Source organism: Pedobacter sp. MR2016-24, from assembly GCF_026239655.1.
In the GTDB taxonomy this organism is placed as follows: domain Bacteria; phylum Bacteroidota; class Bacteroidia; order Sphingobacteriales; family Sphingobacteriaceae; genus Pedobacter.
The window spans coordinates 77,251-92,943 of sequence record NZ_JAPIVO010000003.1 but is presented as its reverse complement, the minus strand read 5'-3'; the positions used below and the strand labels follow the sequence as shown (position 1 = coordinate 92,943).

At 41.6% G+C, this 15,693-nt stretch carries 15 protein-coding genes and 1 tRNA gene; 7 read left to right on the top strand and 9 right to left on the bottom strand.

Translation table 11 applies throughout. The annotated features are described in order from the left end of the window. Position 1 precedes the first annotated feature (1 nt). Genes OQX62_RS08135 through OQX62_RS08115 form a run of 5 tightly spaced genes read left to right on the top strand, consistent with a single transcriptional unit; the run spans position 2 to position 8,904 of the window. Complete coding sequence (locus OQX62_RS08135) at positions 2–1,537, top strand: RagB/SusD family nutrient uptake outer membrane protein (RefSeq protein ID WP_265830971.1); 1,536 nt, start codon at positions 2–4, stop codon at positions 1,535–1,537. Between the two features lie 56 nt (positions 1,538–1,593). Further along, positions 1,594–2,673: a glycoside hydrolase family 43 protein gene (locus OQX62_RS08130; protein ID WP_265830970.1), complete on the top strand. Its 1,080-nt coding sequence runs from the start codon at positions 1,594–1,596 to the stop codon at positions 2,671–2,673. Then, a complete protein-coding gene (locus tag OQX62_RS08125) occupies positions 2,603–3,718 on the top strand; it encodes a glycoside hydrolase family 43 protein (protein ID WP_265831614.1) in 1,116 nt (371 codons plus the stop codon). Before OQX62_RS08130 ends, OQX62_RS08125 begins: the two co-directional genes overlap by 71 nt. A gap of 20 nt (positions 3,719–3,738) precedes the next feature. Continuing rightward, complete coding sequence (locus OQX62_RS08120; RefSeq protein WP_265830969.1) at positions 3,739–4,812, top strand: cellulase family glycosylhydrolase; 1,074 nt, start codon at positions 3,739–3,741, stop codon at positions 4,810–4,812. Positions 4,813–4,857: 45 nt separating this feature from the next. Next, complete coding sequence (locus tag OQX62_RS08115) at positions 4,858–8,904, top strand: hybrid sensor histidine kinase/response regulator transcription factor (RefSeq protein ID WP_265830968.1); 4,047 nt, start codon at positions 4,858–4,860, stop codon at positions 8,902–8,904. A gap of 37 nt (positions 8,905–8,941) precedes the next feature. Here the strand turns inward: OQX62_RS08115 and OQX62_RS08110 are convergent, their stop codons facing one another. Next, a complete protein-coding gene (locus OQX62_RS08110; protein WP_265830967.1) occupies positions 8,942–9,553 on the bottom strand; it encodes a hypothetical protein in 612 nt (203 codons plus the stop codon). Then, on the bottom strand, positions 9,544–10,053 hold the full coding sequence (locus OQX62_RS08105) for an RNA polymerase sigma factor (RefSeq protein WP_265830966.1): 510 nt from the start codon (positions 10,051–10,053) through the stop codon (positions 9,544–9,546). The genes OQX62_RS08110 and OQX62_RS08105 overlap by 10 nt, the downstream gene beginning before the upstream one ends. Positions 10,054–10,218: 165 nt before the next feature. On the opposite strand from OQX62_RS08105, the gene OQX62_RS08100 reads away from it, so the two are divergent. Further along, entirely contained in the window at positions 10,219–10,581 is a 363-nt protein-coding gene (locus OQX62_RS08100) for a glyoxalase (protein ID WP_265830965.1), read from the top strand. On the opposite strand, the gene OQX62_RS08095 is transcribed toward OQX62_RS08100, so the two are convergent. The 5 genes from OQX62_RS08095 to OQX62_RS08075 all read right to left on the bottom strand — a co-directional run bounded on the left by OQX62_RS08095 (position 10,574) and on the right by OQX62_RS08075 (position 14,019). Then, positions 10,574–10,963 carry a RidA family protein gene (locus OQX62_RS08095; RefSeq protein WP_265830964.1) on the bottom strand — a complete coding sequence of 130 codons (390 nt, stop codon included), beginning with the start codon at positions 10,961–10,963 and terminating at the stop codon, positions 10,574–10,576. The two genes, OQX62_RS08100 and OQX62_RS08095, sit on opposite strands and share 8 nt — an antisense overlap. 130 nt (positions 10,964–11,093) lie before the next feature. Next, a complete protein-coding gene (locus OQX62_RS08090) occupies positions 11,094–11,663 on the bottom strand; it encodes a Crp/Fnr family transcriptional regulator (RefSeq protein ID WP_265830962.1) in 570 nt (189 codons plus the stop codon). Positions 11,664–11,709: 46 nt separating this feature from the next. Next, positions 11,710–12,492, bottom strand: coding sequence for a hypothetical protein (locus tag OQX62_RS08085; RefSeq protein WP_265830961.1), 783 nt, complete (start codon positions 12,490–12,492; stop codon positions 11,710–11,712). Then, a complete protein-coding gene (locus OQX62_RS08080) occupies positions 12,479–13,351 on the bottom strand; it encodes a hypothetical protein (protein WP_265830960.1) in 873 nt (290 codons plus the stop codon). Before OQX62_RS08080 ends, OQX62_RS08085 begins: the two co-directional genes overlap by 14 nt. Positions 13,352–13,410: 59 nt before the next feature. Next, positions 13,411–14,019, bottom strand: a complete 609-nt coding sequence (locus tag OQX62_RS08075; protein ID WP_265830959.1) for an alpha-ketoglutarate-dependent dioxygenase AlkB family protein — start codon at positions 14,017–14,019, stop codon at positions 13,411–13,413. A gap of 293 nt (positions 14,020–14,312) precedes the next feature. On the opposite strand from OQX62_RS08075, the gene OQX62_RS08070 reads away from it, so the two are divergent. Then, positions 14,313–14,402: transfer RNA gene (locus OQX62_RS08070), tRNA-Ser, on the top strand. 256 nt (positions 14,403–14,658) lie between these two features. On the opposite strand, the gene OQX62_RS08065 is transcribed toward OQX62_RS08070, so the two are convergent. Beyond that, the gene (locus OQX62_RS08065; protein WP_265830958.1) at positions 14,659–15,216 is read right to left on the bottom strand and encodes a hypothetical protein; all 558 of its coding nucleotides are present in this window, start codon (positions 15,214–15,216) and stop codon (positions 14,659–14,661) included. Between the two features lie 285 nt (positions 15,217–15,501). Next, the gene (locus OQX62_RS08060; RefSeq protein ID WP_265830957.1) at positions 15,502–15,690 is read right to left on the bottom strand and encodes a hypothetical protein; all 189 of its coding nucleotides are present in this window, start codon (positions 15,688–15,690) and stop codon (positions 15,502–15,504) included. Positions 15,691–15,693 lie beyond the last annotated feature (3 nt).

Genomic DNA, 15,693 nt, shown 5'->3' with positions numbered 1-15,693 from the left:
TATGAAAAGATATATTATTACAATTTTACTTGGCTTTGTCGTTGTATCAGCATGTAAGCGGGATTTCGATGCTGTCAACCCTAATAGTCCGACCATCGCTAGTTTTTGGAAAACATCTGATGATGCCGTAAAGGGAGTCAATGCAATTTATAGCACATTCCACCGTACAGCATCGCTGTATTCGCGGTGGATGTTTTACCATGGTATTTTGAAATCTGATGAAGGTTTCGGTTCTGGAGGAGACGGCGGCCTTAATAACCTGATGCGCTTCAACCAAACAGATTATAATGACGGATTAACATCGTTAACCTGGGAAACATTGTACGTAGGTGTATCCAGAGCCAATCAGGTGATTGCAAATGTGCCGAAAATTGAGATGGATGCTGCGCTGAAAAGCAGACTTATTGCAGAAGCCAAATTTTTAAGGGCATTGTATTACTTCAATCTGACTTTATATTTTGGTAATCCACCATTAATGCTTCAGCCTTCGCAGCCGCTGGATACCCCGCCAAATGCAACAACGGCAGAGGCTTACGCACAGGTGGCTAAAGATTTAAATGAAGCACTGATAGATTTGCCTGTGGCTTACACGGGCAATGATTTAGGAAGGGCGACCAAAGGTGCCTGTTATGCACTTCTGGGTAAAACTTACCTTCAGCAAAAACAGTATCAGCAAGCGCTGGATGCATTCAGCTGGTTAGTGACAGGTCCGGGTAATGGCATCTACAAACTGACCACCAATTATCGTGATAACTTCATCATTACGAGAGAAAATAATGAGGAATCGGTATTTGAGGTGCAGTTTAGTGAAAATCCTGCCGAAAGTACTGATGACGATGTGGATGAAAGCAGGGTAAGCAATTCAGGCACTTCAATCTCTCAATTTTTTGCGCCTCCGGGTGTAGGCTTCAGTGATGGTGCGGCAAGAAGATGGGTAGTTGACGAGTTTTTACAGGAAACTACAGTGGGCGGAGCACAGGATCCGAGACTGGCAGCCTCTTTCATTTTTAACAATGCCGATCCGGCGGGCCCCACTGCTACAATGGTGTATGGGCAAACGTTTGCAAACAGGTATGGCGATGGACCAAATGCAAATGGTGTATGGTTTAGAAAGCTGTTGAATGACCACTGGAAAAATGAGGAGGGTTTCAGATCACCAAATAACTATCGGCTGATCCGTTATGCAGATGTATTGTTGATGTATGCAGAATGTTTAAATGGGCTGGGCAGAACAGCAGAGGCTTATCCTTTGGTTGACAGGGTAAGACAAAGAGCAGGCCTGGCAACTTTAACCCTTGCCAAACCAGGTTTATCTCAGGCAGCATTTCTAACACAGTTGAAACACGAACGTCTGACCGAATTAGCGGGCGAAGGCTGGCGCTGGGCAGATTTGTTGAGATGGGGCGACCTGAGTAAAGCGCTGGCGAACAGGGATGCGGATTTTGCAAACTTCGTTGTTGGTAAACATGAGTTATATCCTATCCCGCAGCGCGATATTGATTTAAATCCAAACTTAAGACAAAATCCAAACTATTAATCCATGCAGGGAGATGACAGCTATTTCCATCATCTCCCTTTTTATACTTATAAATTATGAAGACTAATTCAGTACTCAGAAAATCGATATTCATTGCCACTCTCGCGGTCAGCACGGGTATCACCGTATTGTTGTCCTGCGGTAAACCATACTTCCCTCCCATTGACACCACAATTCCTTCAAGCCCTACGTTCAGCAATCCACTGATGAACGGGGCTGATCCTTCGGTATTCCAGAAGGACGGAACTTATTATTATATGCAGACCAATGGGACCAGCATTAATTTATGGTCCACTAAGTCGATGTCGAAACTTGCTGCTGCCACTCCCAAAACTGTTTACACTCCGTCTCCGGGAACTGCGAATTCCAGCAATGTATGGGCACCGGAAATGTTCTTTATTGATGGAAAATGGTACATCTATTATACTGCCGGTGATGGTAATGATATCAACCAGCGTACCTGGGTTTTGGAGAACAGCAGTGCCGATCCGATGACGGGCACCTGGGTAGAAAAAGGTAAGATATCCAGTGCCGGGGCAGACTTCTGGGCAATTGACGGCACAGTGATGGAATACAATGGAAACAGGTACTTCGTTTGGTGCGGTCGCCCGGATAAAACAAATATTAACCTCACCCAAAATATCTATATCTCAAAAATGACCAATCCATATACTCTGGAAGCGACAGCGACAATGCTGAGTACACCAGAGTTTAACTGGGAGAAAAATGGTTTTGGCGTAAACGAAGGTCCTGAAGTGATTGCTAATGGAAGTAAAACTTTCTTAGTGTATTCGGCCAGTTTCTGTGGTACAGACGACTATGGCCTGGGAATGCTGAACTTAAAAGAAGGCGGCAATCCTTTGGTGAAAGCGGACTGGACAAAAGCAGCTGACCCTATCTTCAGCAAAAACCCTCAAAATAATGCATACGGACCAGGTCACAATTCATTTTTTAAATCGCCTGATGGCAAAGAGAACTGGATCATTTACCATGCAAATTCCGGCACCAATCAGGGTTGTGCAGACCGGAGAAATATCAGGATGCAAAAATTCGGCTTCAAGGCTGATGGCAGCCCTGACCTCGGAACACCTGTTGCCGCAGGATTACAAATCACTAAACCATCAGGAGATTTATAATATGATTAAAAATTTGAAGTTTTTTAAAATAGTCCTGCTACTTACTTTTGTGTTCGCAGGTTCAGGTAAAGCACAAACTTTTAGCAATCCTCTTTTGCCTTCCGGAGCAGATCCCTGGAGTATTTATAAGGATGGTTACTATTATTACATGCATACCATTCAGGATAGTCTGGTACTATGGAAAACGAAGAACCTGGCAGAGTTAAAAACAGCAGAACGGAAAACCATATTTATCCCACCCGGTGGCAAAGCCTGGTCAAAAGAACTATGGGCGCCGGAAATACATACCATCAATGGGAAATGGTATGTTTATTTTGCGGCTGATAATGGCAATAACAGTACCCACCGGATGTATGTGCTGGAAAATGCAAATAAAGACCCGATGCAGGGAAATTGGGTCTTCAAAGGAAAGGTTGGAGATGCGACAGATAAATGGGCCATTGATGGTTCAGTTTTTCGCTATAAAAACCAATTGTATATGATTTGGGCGGGCTGGGAAGGTGATGTAAACCGCAGGCAGGAAATATTCATTGCGAAGATGAAAAATCCATGGACCATCAGCGGAAAGCGCTATAAAATATCAAGCCCGCTGTTTGACTGGGAAAAACACGGCGATTTAAATGATCCGAATAACCCACCGCATGTAGATGTAAATGAAGGTCCGCAGATCTTAATGAATAAGGACAAAGTTTTTTTGATTTATTCTGCAAGTGGCTGCTGGACGGATTTTTATGCACTGGGTATGCTGACCTTAAAAGGTGATAACCTATTGGCACAAAAATCATGGGTAAAGAACAAACAGCCTGTCTTTAAGCAATCGCCAGAAAATGGCGTTTACGCCCCCGGGCATAACTCGTTCTTTAAATCTCCGGATGGCAAAGAAGATTGGATTTTATATCATGCAAATTCAGCGCCTGGTCAGGGTTGTGGCGGATTCCGCTCACCCCGGGCACAGAGATTTTCCTGGAATCAGGATGGAACACCAAATTTTGGTTTACCAGTAAAAACTGATCAAAGGTTATCCCTCCCATCAAAGAAAAACTAATTATATTTAACTAGAATCAAATGAAAAAGACGTATTTTAATTATGTGCTGCTGCTGGGCTTATTATTTTCTACAGCGGTTCACGCGCAAAACGCAACTCCCGCTAAGGTGTGGTCAATAGAAAAAGCAAACGAATGGTACAAAAAACAAGCCTGGATGACAGGCGCTGATTTTTTGCCAAGCACGGCAATTAATCAGCTGGAAATGTGGCAGGCTGCTACTTTTGATACGGCTACGATAGACAAGGAATTGGGCTGGGCAGAAGGAATTGGCTTCAACACCATGCGGGTGTATTTACATAGTCTGGCCTGGCTGCAGGACCAGAAAGGTTTCAAAAACAGGATGGATAAATACCTGGCCATTGCCGACAAACACCATATCAAAACGATCTTCGTGTTTTTTGACGACTGCTGGAACAAGCAGGGCAAAATTGGCAAACAGCCGGCGCCAAAACCTGGTATCCATAATTCCGGCTGGCTGCAGGATCCGGGTGATCCGAATTCCAAGGAGGAGGCCAACTTTCCGGCACTGGAAAAATATGTTAAGGATGTACTGACACATTTCAAAAACGATCAGCGCATTTTGTTATGGGATTTATACAATGAACCGGGCAATTCAGGCAAACTGACAAGTTCTTTGCCCTTGCTGAAAAGTGTTTTTAGCTGGGCAAGAGCGGTAGATCCTTCACAGCCGATCAGTGCGGGCATCTGGGCATGGGATTATGAAGAACTGAACGCTTTTCAGGCGCTGAATTCTGATGTAATCACTTATCATGATTATGAGGAACCGCAATGGCATCAAAGAACTATTGATCTGTTAAAATCTCACGGGCGACCAATGATTTGTACAGAGTATATGGCCAGAACCAGGAATAGCCGGTTTGAAAACATCCTTCCGATGTTGAAAAAGGAGAACATTGGTGCAATCAACTGGGGTTTAGTCGACGGTAAATCAAATACCAAATATGCCTGGGACACCCCTCTTCCTAACGGAGCAGAACCAAAGGAATGGTTCCATGATATATTTCACAAGGATGGTACGCCCTATAAAGCTGATGAAGTGGAGCTGATCAAAAAGATAAATAATATAAAATAATTGATAGCAGGATAGTTATATTCGTTTCCCTTTTCCTAAGAAATTATGAATACCAGAAAGTTTAACAGGGCGTTAGCCCTGTTATTGTTTTTTACATTTTGGCTAAGCAGTTCAACTTTTGGACAGCATATCTTTTTTAGGCATTATACGGTTACGGATGGTTTGTGCGCCAATACCGTCTGGGATATCGAGCAGGACGCTCAGGGATATATGTGGTTCGGTACCAAATATGGCCTGAGTAGATTTGACGGTTACAGCTTTAAGTCTTTTCAACATCAGAAGGATGTTGCCGGCAGTATTGGTAATAATTTTATCAGGAAAATATTCAAGTACAACGCAACTACCTTTTGGATCGGTACGGAAGAAGGTATCTATACTTTTGATCTGGAGACAGAAAAATTTAAGCTTTTCGCTCCGCTTAAAAAGCTGTTTATCAATGATATTATTAAAGTAGCCTCTGGTGAAATATGGATCGCTACGAAAGAAAACGGGATTTTTGTCTATCAGCCGAAGACGAATAAGTTGAGTAATTTCTCTACTGCATCTAAGATCAGCATCTCCTCAAATGAAGTCACTACTTTATTGCAGGATCGTACAGGAAAAATCTGGGTAGGCACTTACGGACAAGGTATTAATGTATATGATGCTGCTCAAAAAAGCATGCAGGTATATAAAGCCGGCAAAGGAGGTTTATCCAGTAATGTGATAGCAGATTTACATGAAGACGGCAACGGGAATATCTGGATCGCAACGATGGCCGGGGGACTCAATGTCTGGCTCAGACAATCAGCTTCGTTTAAAGTCTACCGCAAGTCGGCCGGCAACGCTATCAGCGATAATATTGTCAGGGCAATCCGTGAGCCGCGACCAGGATTTTTATATCTGGCAACAGAAAAGGGTCTGAATATCCTGGACCTTAAAACAGATCGTTTTACAGTCTACCAGAATAAAAATAACGATCCTTTCAGTATAAATGATGATGCGGTGTACAGCATTTTCAAAGATAAGGAAGGGGGGATCTGGCTGGGCACCTATTTCGGCGGATTGAATTATTATCATCAGAATAGTCTGAGTTTTGACTATTACTATCCTTCCGGAGTCCAAAATTCTTTATCAGGCAATGCAGTAAGTGCTTTTCTGGAAGATAAACCGGGCAATATGTGGGTAGGTACCGAAGATGGCGGCTTAAACTATTTCAATTCCCGGGATAAAACTTTCAAAAAATATCCCTTTTCATCCAACCAGGACAGCCTGTCTTATCACAATATTCATGCGCTATACAAAGATAAGAACGGTAATATCTGGGTGGGTATGTATACGGGCGGAATTAATATACTTCATCCGAAGACAGGGAAAATAACGCGTTTTACCAGTGATCCTGCCAATAGCAACACCTTAAGCAATAACAGCGTTTACGCTATAGATGAGGACCGCCAAGGCAGGATTTGGGTTTCCACCATTGCCGGACTGAATTTGTATCAGCCGGAGCAGAATAATTTTATCAGAATAAAAGGTAAAAATCTGGATAAGAGCTGCATTTACCAGGTCTACCAGGATAAGGATCATATCCTGTGGATTGCGACCTACGACAATGGGCTGATCAGGATGGACAAGAACAATCGGCTCACCCAATATGCTTACAGTAAACAATCCGGATCACTCAGTTCTAACAAGATTATCTGTATACTGGATGATGAAAGGGGCAATTTATGGCTCGGTACAGATGGCGGCGGACTCAATGTGCTGAACAAGAAGACCGGCAACATCAAGGTTTATGACGAAGGCAGCTTAGGTAAAAGTGCCGTGATCTATGGCATCATTAAAGATGATGCCGGTAAATTATGGTTTTCTACCAACAGTGGTATTTTTGAACTTGATCCCCAATCCAGGCAGACCAGGAGTTTTGGTAAGTGGGATAATTTGCAAAGTCAGCAATACAATTATAAAGCGTTTTATAAAACTGCGTCGGGCAAGATGTACTTCGGAGGCATTAATGGTTTTAACACATTTTTCCCTGATCAGGTACAAGCTAAAATCACCGGTTCTCCAATTTCCTTTACGAACTTTCAGCTGTTCAATAAAGATCTGGCGGTTAACGACGAGCGTAGTCCTTTAAAAAAAGCCATCAACTATTCTAAAGAATTAGTATTGAGCGCTAATGAATCTGTACTGAGTATTGAATATGCCGCGCTAAGTTTTGTTGCACCCAATAAAGTTCAGTATGCTTTCAAAATGGAAGGATTTGATAAAAACTGGAATAATGTGGGGAGTCAGAGAAAAGCAACTTATACAAACCTGCCAGCTGGAGATTATATTTTCAAAGTACGGGAAAGTGATGGCCCAGGGTTAAATCCCGAAAGCATTTCATCCCTCCGGATTAAAATTCTGCCACCATTTTACCGGACTACCTTTGCCTATATTCTTTATCTGATTCTTTTTATAACCATAGCCACTTTGCTTAGGCGATACGCTGCCGATAAGCAGCGTAAACGCAACGAAATGAAGCTGGAAAGGTTAAAAAACAAAAGCGAACAGGAATTTTACAAGCAAAAAATAGAGTTTTTCAGTGCGATGGCACATGAGATACGTACACCGCTGTCGCTGATCATCGCTCCCCTGGAGAGACTGATGATGAAAAAAGCAGGCGACCCCGAAAGTCATGATCAGCTGCAGGTGATGGATGAAAATGCAGATCGCCTGCTGACCCTGGTCAATCAGTTACTCGACTTCAGGAGAATAGAAAGTGATATTTTTGAAATCCACCTGGAAAAAATTGAATTGATTTACCTGATCAACAGTATAAAGAACAGGTTTGTTCCCATATCAGAAAAGAAAGAATTAGCATTTACGCTGGTTACAGAAATTAAAAAACTAGCGGTGTATGCCGATCCTGAAGCCTTGATGAAAATCATGAGCAATCTGCTGATCAATGCCGTTAAGTTTGCGCGGCACAGCATACAAATCAGGATCAATGACATTTATACCAACGCCGAAGGTACCGAGATGCTCTCTGTCAGTGTGGAAGATGACGGTATAGGCATACCTGAAAATCAACTCGATTCTATATTTAAAAAGTTCTTTAAAGTGGCCACCGAAGAGCATCAATATAGCAATTTGGGTGGAACAGGAATTGGCCTGGCGCTTGCCAAATCTTTGACTGAAAAGCATGGCGGACAACTCCTGGTAGAAAGTGAGGAAGGTGTAAAAACCATATTTACAGTCCTGATTCCATATATTAAAGACGAAGAAATTGTTACCGATGGTTTTGAACCCATCGATGATGCGGAAGGATTACAGACAGTTTTACTGGTAGAAGACGACGTTTCGCTCCTGAAATTCCTGTCTCAGAGTTTTGTAGCTGAGGGATATCGCATCATCAAGGCAAAAAATGGTGCTGAAGCGTTAAAACAGTTAGATAAACACCAGATTGACATGGTGATATCGGATGTAATGATGCCCGTGATGGATGGAATCACACTGTGTAAGGCTATCAAAGGAGATATCAATTACAGCCATTTGCCTGTAGTACTGCTGACAGCAAAAACAAATACCGAATCGGAAATATTAGGGCTGGAAAGTGGCGCTGATGCCTACATTGCCAAACCCTTTAAATGGAAGCAATTGTCGCTCGTAATTAAAAACTTACTCGAGCTTCAGCATAATTTAAAACAACGTTTTGCGCAAAATCCATTTGAGGGAGTGGACATTTTAACCGCCGGTGGCGGCGAGAAAAAATTTTTGGATAAAATCACTAAAATAATTGAGGATAGGATTTCGGATCCCCAGTTATCGGTAGAAGATCTAGGCAAAGAACTGGGATTGAGCAGATCAAGTTTATATAAAAAGATAAAGGCTAAAACAGGACATGTACCCAACGAGTTTGTGCGCTTAATCCGGTTAAAAGCTGCTGCCAGATTGCTGGTACAACAGGAATACAACATTTCCGAAATCGGCTATATGGTTGGCTTCAGCTCCCACTCCTATTTCTCCAAATGTTTTTTCACGCAATTTCAACTGACACCCACAGAATTTTTGGAGAACTATATTAAAAAGAACAGGGAAAGCAGGACTGTTGATAATCATCTGCCATAAAAATGACCAGCAACAGTCCTGCTTCCCCTTTTAATAATCAGGAATTAGCTGTTGTCTCTTTGATTTCCCTGATTAATTCTTCAGCCTGATTTAAAGATCTGCCATAATACCGGCTCATCAGCCTGGAAAAAACCAGCAGAAAAATATATCCAAAGGAGAATGCAAAAGTCCAGAATGCCTTATTGATCACAAGATCTTTCCCATAAAAGAACTTTGGCAACAGGATGATGATTGCAACCATCAGTAAATAACAAAGCGTTACATTCATTTTCTGATAGCGCTGAAAACGCAACCGGTCAATGGCAAATTGCTGTAAAACTTGTACATGGGATTCACTTACAGCAGATTCAAAATTTAACTTCGACAAGCTTAAAAAGCTCAGTATGGGTAATAAGATTAACAGCAGGATCGCAATTGCGCCCGTAGATCTGGTCACGGCTGTATCCAGTTGATTAAAATTACAGGCTATAAAAACGATTGCGATTGCACAAACCAATCCACCGCCTATCTCCGGATACCTTATTTTGTTAAGCTTTGCGTCGTATTTTGTTTGTATCATCTGATCAATCATTTTAGCAGTTAAGCTGTTTTGATTTGCGGGTCTGTTATTGCTATTTTCCCAGTTACTTTTCAATTCGTCTAGTTCCATGCTGTTTTTTGATTTTGATTATTTACCTGTTGTCTTAATTTTTGTTTTATTCTGGATAGTTTGGTACCCACATTGCTTTTTGAAATACCAATAATTTCCGCTATTTCGGTGTGACTTTTATCTTCCAGGTACAGCATTAAAATACCCTTATCAAATAAATTCAGGTCATTCATCAACTTCCTTAATACCTGTAGTTTTTCCTCATTGCCATCAAAACCTGTTTCTGCAAAATTTAAGGCACCCAGGTCAATTGGCACAGCCGGTACTTTTCTCTTTCGCTGTTTTAAGTGGAGAATGGCCACATTCATGGCCACCCGATACATCCAGGTGCTAAAACTGGAGCGTTGCTGAAAAGTATCAAATGATTTCCATAAGTTATAAATGATATCCTGCACCAGGTCATCTCTGTCATCTTTGGAGTCGGTGTAAAAAGAAGCGACTTTGAAAATCAGTCTTTCGTTTTCCTGTATGGCTTTTATGAATGTGTCTTTTTTTTCCAAAATGAATTTCTCCCTAAAATAAAATGTTATTGCGCTATTAGTATCACTAATAAGAAAAAATCACAGGTTAAAAAATTATTTTTTTGTGATGGCTGTAACATAACCTGAATAATAGCTATTTTTTGAATCGTATTTTACTATTTTTAGGGGAATTGTTATTTAGATATGAATCTACCTGCTAAATCATTACGGCCTTTTATCGGATCCAAAGATTTTGATGTATCGAGATCTTTTTACACTGATCTGGGATTTAAAGAATCAGTAATTGACCATCATCTCTCACTCTTTGAGCTTGGGGCCACTGCTTTTTATCTGCAACGGGCATATGTAAAAGACTGGATAGAAAACACTATGCTTTTCATGTTTGTAGATGATGCATACGAATTTTTTGAACATCTGCAGGGACTTCAGCTGGATCAGAAGTATGCAGATGTGAGGGTGCTTCCTGTTAAAAAGGAAGTTTGGGGCGAAGAGTGTTTTGTGATTGACCCTTCAGGAATTCTTTGGCATTTTGGCCGTATTATCTAACAACGGTTGCTTCCAGTTCAACTTTCAGCGTTTCAAACAGGACCCTTACTTCCAATAAGGTAGTTGCCTGTTGAATGCCATGTTTGGCTATCCAGTCCTGGAAAATATGGAAACACGGCCAGAGTTCTGCTGAGGAGGTAGTATACACATTCAGGCGTACAATGTTTTTGCACTCGTAACCAGCCTCACTGATTACCTGTTCAAGATTTTGTATTGCTTCCAGTAACTGGGTTTTCATATCAGCATTGCTGGATACACCTGCTGCACTGATTGCGGTTTGTCCGGCACAATATAGTGTACCGGCTACCTGTGTAACTTCTACTGCCTGTACGTAACTACGCTGATCCTGCCATTTCCAGGGATTGATTACTTTTTTTTCCATCGTTGATTCTCTTTATAAGCCATTTAAGGCATAAGGATTAATAAATTGATGAATCAAAGATGCGTATGACCGGTATTTATTTTGTGTGACAAAGCTCACTATTAAAAAATGGCTACCGATCGATATATATTTAAGAAGAGCTCCAGAGCCTGCTCAAGGTCTCCCGTGAAACGCCCAGATAAGAAGCGAGCTGAGTTTTAGGCACACGTTGATACAGTGAAGGATATCTTTTGATCAATTGCTCGTAACGTTCCTTTGCATTAGACGTTAAAAAAGATAAAATGCGGCGCTGTGAACCGATATGCCCGCCTGTTGCTTTCTCCAGGAAAAAACGTTCCATCTTTTGGAGTTTTGTACACAGATTCTGATAACCTTCCAGTGTAAGGCAAAACACTTCAGTATCTTCAAGGCACTGTAAAGACATCGTGGCTTTAGTTTGCGTATAAAAAGCGTGAAAATCACTCTCCCACCAGTCCTCCATCGCAAAAGAAACGATATGTTCCTTTGCTGTATCGTCAAGGTGGATCAGCTTTAACAATCCGGATACGACGAAATAGGTATATCTTACATCTTCAGCCTCCTCAAAAAGGAACTGATGTTTTTTGTAATTCCCGGGAGTAAACTGGCTCATTACAAAAGTAAATTCCTCATCACTGAGTGGTATGATTTTTTCTATATGTTCTCTCAGTATATGTTGCATGCGATGGGATGGAAAAGGGATCCGGACAAATTTAAGTTATTCCGGATCAATTTTTATTTATCAAATGATAAAGACCATATAAGTATATTCCAGCTATGGCTATTAAAAAGATGCCGGCCATAATGACTAACCAAATGACCGCAGCACGCGCCAGTGAGAAGGGCTTCTTCCGCACTTTCCTTCCTACGTTTGGAAAATATTTTGCCGATATGATTACGGAAAGGATAAACAGCGCAAAAAACGCCCAGATCCACCAGTTTCTAGACCACCAGTTTTTAAGATAAGCTTCTTTGGCTGCCCACATTTCGGCTGAAGAATGCTCAAAATTAGTGATATAATAGTTTCCTCCATAGGATACCCCGATGTTCGAATTGATCTGTTTTTTATGCTCCAGTAAAAAGAAATTGCTGCGACTGGTTTCAAATTCTATATTCCTGCTGCCATAAAACACGGTGACCTTAGTATGGTCAAATGATTTTTTAACATAACTTTTCCTGACCGATATAATTGGAATGGTTACCGTTGTGGAAGGCCTGAGCAGATAACTGACCAGCAGATCCACTTTCATCAGGGAAAAATAAGTGATGAAAATCAGCACCGCATAACTTATGATAAAATTCCCCGCATATCTGTACCAGATTTTACCCTGCACATTCGTCATTCTGACGCAGTAATAGATTGAAACCGGAAAAATAAGGAAAAGGCAGGACCAAAACACCGGGGCCAAGTCCCGGCTTGTATACATCTCGAAAGCAAGGATGCCTGCGACATAGATAGCTACAACAATTACAGCATAAACGGTGAGTATTAACTTTTCAATTGGTTTCATCTGATATCTTTTTCGTGGAGCCTTCGCTCTTCAGAAACATTCGCCCATTCGCATCTGCAATCCAACTGAAATAATCATAGGGCCAGGTTTTATTCTGATTACGCATTTTTTTAGCCAAATCAAGATCATCTATAGCTTCACTATATATTTTACCACTGGGATAATGACATTGATACAGTAAGTGGTTTGTCGTGAATGCTACGGTTTGCTGGTCAGGTGATAACGCTGCAAAATCTCCGCGAATCCTATCTTTACCCTGCCGCGTTATTTCAAAAGCCTGACCAGTTTTCTGATTGAAAATATAGTCATTATCAACCATCAGCAGATCAGGCCCGATCCGGAGCATCCCGCGGTTTTCCCATTCGCGGTCGCCTTCTATAATTGCCGGTCTGTCTATACTATACACTTTCAAACCAGCAACTTGCGCAGTAAATAAATAATACCTGTTGCCAACATTATTTGGTCCGGAGATCCGCGCAATAAAACTTGTTTTGGCTGGATTGATAAAGGTAACATCGTAGAAATCAAATTGCGAGCGCTCAGCGGAAGGATAGGCTGACGACCAGGCATCATAAGGCGCTTCAACCTGAGGGTCTATCCTGATCACCGTATCCTTATACAACACCTCATTCCATTCCGGCAATTGATGGTGTCCCAGGATACCCCCCACCCACTCCTGTTTATTGCTTTTCAGGTGTCGCTGAGAGAATACAGGTTTTGAATTTTCGGGAAGAGCATTCAAATTAATGCTGACCTTAAATTGTTCTGCACGATAGATTCTATCCTGGCTGCAAGCACAAAACAGGAAAAGTCCTGAGCACAGTAGCAGCTTATTACCTGAGGAACGGAGACTTATCATATTCCATAAAGATAATTATAAAATATTAATTAATTTAACCGTAATTGACCAGATTGATGTTAAACCACAGTTCTGAAGGTCAGATTTATACGCTCTTTCATTATACGCGTGGACTTCGCAATGCGATGATCCCATTTCGCCTGTAAATCACCTTTCATGATCATCAGCGAACCATGTTCCAGCCTGATCGCGTATTTCTCCCGATGATCATTTTTGTTGCGGATATCAAAGTTCCTCACTTGTCCCAGACTTACAGATGCAATAACAGGATATTTCCCCAGCGCAGTTTCATTGTCACTGTGCCACGCCACTGAATCATTTCCATTTCGGTAGTAATTCAGCAGCACACTGTTGAATGTGATACCTGCCTCCTCCTCTACCCTGCTTTTCATTGATAATAATTCCGGCGTCCATAAATTAGGTGCCGACCTGCGCAGAGAGGTGTAATCATAGGTATCTGCATCAGCATACCAGGCCGTTAATCTTGGTGTAATCACCTCTTTATCATACATTTTGACAATTTTCTGCTGCCATGGTGTTTCACTGATGAACTGCTGTAAAAGCAGGTATGCTTCCGCATCGGTGAATATCCCCGGATGATACGCCAATATATCTTTGGGTATACCAGGAGTTTGTCCGGATTCTTTAAAAAAGCTTAACTGTTCCATTTTAAATGCGTTCAGACACCGAATAGGCTAGATAGTGCAGCCTGTTGGGTTTGCAAATTTAACTAATATTTAGTTTTGACAGATGCTAATATACTAAATATATTAGCATCTGTCAAAAAGGAAGCTATATAATGATATTCAATTGTGCCCATTCCGTCTGTTAACCTATAAAATTATATCCTCAAAAAATTATTCTTGCTTATAATCTGTGAGTTATGCTGTTTAAAGGCATAATCCGTTAAAATACTTGCTTTGGTATTTGCAAAATCGACCTGAGTTCGTACTTTTGCGGCGGAGAGTTGGCAGAGTGGTCGATTGCGGCAGTCTTGAAAACTGTTGACTTGTAACAGGGTCCGCGGGTTCGAATCCCCCACTCTCCGCCAATCAAAAATGCTACCCTTTTCGGGTGGCATTTTTTGTTTTAAAAAATGTTCTGCACTCTTCAGTGCAAGGCATTTTTAAAACAAAAAATGACAGGAGCGCAGCGACAGCATTTTTGATTGAAGCCTCCTCCCTCAGGGATCAGCGAGAGTAACGAGCTAATCCCGATACCTAATCCCGATATCACCACTTTCGGTCAACTAAAGCTTTGAATAAAATCTCACCACACAGAGATCAGCTAGTATAACCGGCTGATCTCTAAAACGCCTCATTATATTTACCTGTCAACGCTTTATTTTCAATGCTTTTTGCAAAATTAGGTGTTTCCTCATGGTTGTGTGCATCAGAAGCAGCCTGTCTCGCAGCCGCAGCGTCTTGTAGATTTATGCCGTGCGCTTTGAGAAATCCGAACATTTCAGGAGTCGCTGTCGCGTGAATTTCATTGGTATAAAGCGTAGTACTTTCATCAATCCTGGTTGCTTTGAGTTCCCACAAAACCTGAACCCTGGTACGGCCAGCCTTAGTAATTGAATCGGAAATAGATAACATACGGCAATAATCCGGACGATAAATATCGGCAACATAATGCTGAACCATCAAAGCATCACCAATAGTTTCTACATTTAAGGAGAGCGGCTGACCGTCAAATGTAGTGCTTATCGCTGCACCGATATGCTGGGTAGAGCAACGCTGATATTCTGCATCAGGCAAATTTAAAAGCCAGTCCGCAATGTCCACTTTTTCTAAAGGTGCATTGATGATAGCGGTCACTGTTGAATGAGATAGTGCATTTTCGGGTGTTTGTTGGATTTCCATGATCATATTATTTAAGTCGTTTTTATTTAACGACCTAAATCTAGCTCCCAGACCTCAAAGGGCCATTTGTTAACCGTTGAAGAGGTTAAAAGAATCGTTGAAAAGACAAGAATTATCGCTGTACGGGAAATTAGGGTACGCTATTAATCAGTGATAGTCTAACAGACACCAACTACAATCCCGACAGTAAAACGGCACATGCCCCTGCACCAATAACGAACATAATGACAGCACCAACGACCATTTTGAGCCCTGGTTTAGTGGAAGTCTGCCCGATAACATCAATCAGTTTATCTTTAAGCCTGACAGCATTACCGCGCAGGCACCGGCTCCGATTACAAACATAATCACGGCACCAATCATCAATTTCAACCCCGGTTTAGTTGATTTTCCATTAATCGAAGCAACAATAATCCAGATCAATCCGATGAAGAAAGCGGCGATTACAGCGAACCAGTAAAACAACAATCCCATAAT

Coding starts and splice junctions, on each gene's coding strand:
- OQX62_RS08115 (WP_265830968.1), top strand. CDS start 4,858: ATGAATACCAGAAAGTTTAACAGGGCGTTAGCCCTGTTATTGTTTTTT.
- OQX62_RS08125 (WP_265831614.1), top strand. CDS start 2,603: ATGGCAGCCCTGACCTCGGAACACCTGTTGCCGCAGGATTACAAATCA.
- OQX62_RS08090 (WP_265830962.1), bottom strand. CDS start 11,663: ATGCAACATATACTGAGAGAACATATAGAAAAAATCATACCACTCAGT.
- OQX62_RS08100 (WP_265830965.1), top strand. CDS start 10,219: ATGAATCTACCTGCTAAATCATTACGGCCTTTTATCGGATCCAAAGAT.
- OQX62_RS08130 (WP_265830970.1), top strand. CDS start 1,594: ATGAAGACTAATTCAGTACTCAGAAAATCGATATTCATTGCCACTCTC.
- OQX62_RS08135 (WP_265830971.1), top strand. CDS start 2: ATGAAAAGATATATTATTACAATTTTACTTGGCTTTGTCGTTGTATCA.
- OQX62_RS08120 (WP_265830969.1), top strand. CDS start 3,739: ATGAAAAAGACGTATTTTAATTATGTGCTGCTGCTGGGCTTATTATTT.
- OQX62_RS08080 (WP_265830960.1), bottom strand. CDS start 13,351: ATGATAAGTCTCCGTTCCTCAGGTAATAAGCTGCTACTGTGCTCAGGA.
- OQX62_RS08110 (WP_265830967.1), bottom strand. CDS start 9,553: ATGGAACTAGACGAATTGAAAAGTAACTGGGAAAATAGCAATAACAGA.
- OQX62_RS08065 (WP_265830958.1), bottom strand. CDS start 15,216: ATGGAAATCCAACAAACACCCGAAAATGCACTATCTCATTCAACAGTG.
- OQX62_RS08075 (WP_265830959.1), bottom strand. CDS start 14,019: ATGGAACAGTTAAGCTTTTTTAAAGAATCCGGACAAACTCCTGGTATA.
- OQX62_RS08085 (WP_265830961.1), bottom strand. CDS start 12,492: ATGAAACCAATTGAAAAGTTAATACTCACCGTTTATGCTGTAATTGTT.
- OQX62_RS08060 (WP_265830957.1), bottom strand. CDS start 15,690: ATGGGATTGTTGTTTTACTGGTTCGCTGTAATCGCCGCTTTCTTCATC.
- OQX62_RS08095 (WP_265830964.1), bottom strand. CDS start 10,963: ATGGAAAAAAAAGTAATCAATCCCTGGAAATGGCAGGATCAGCGTAGT.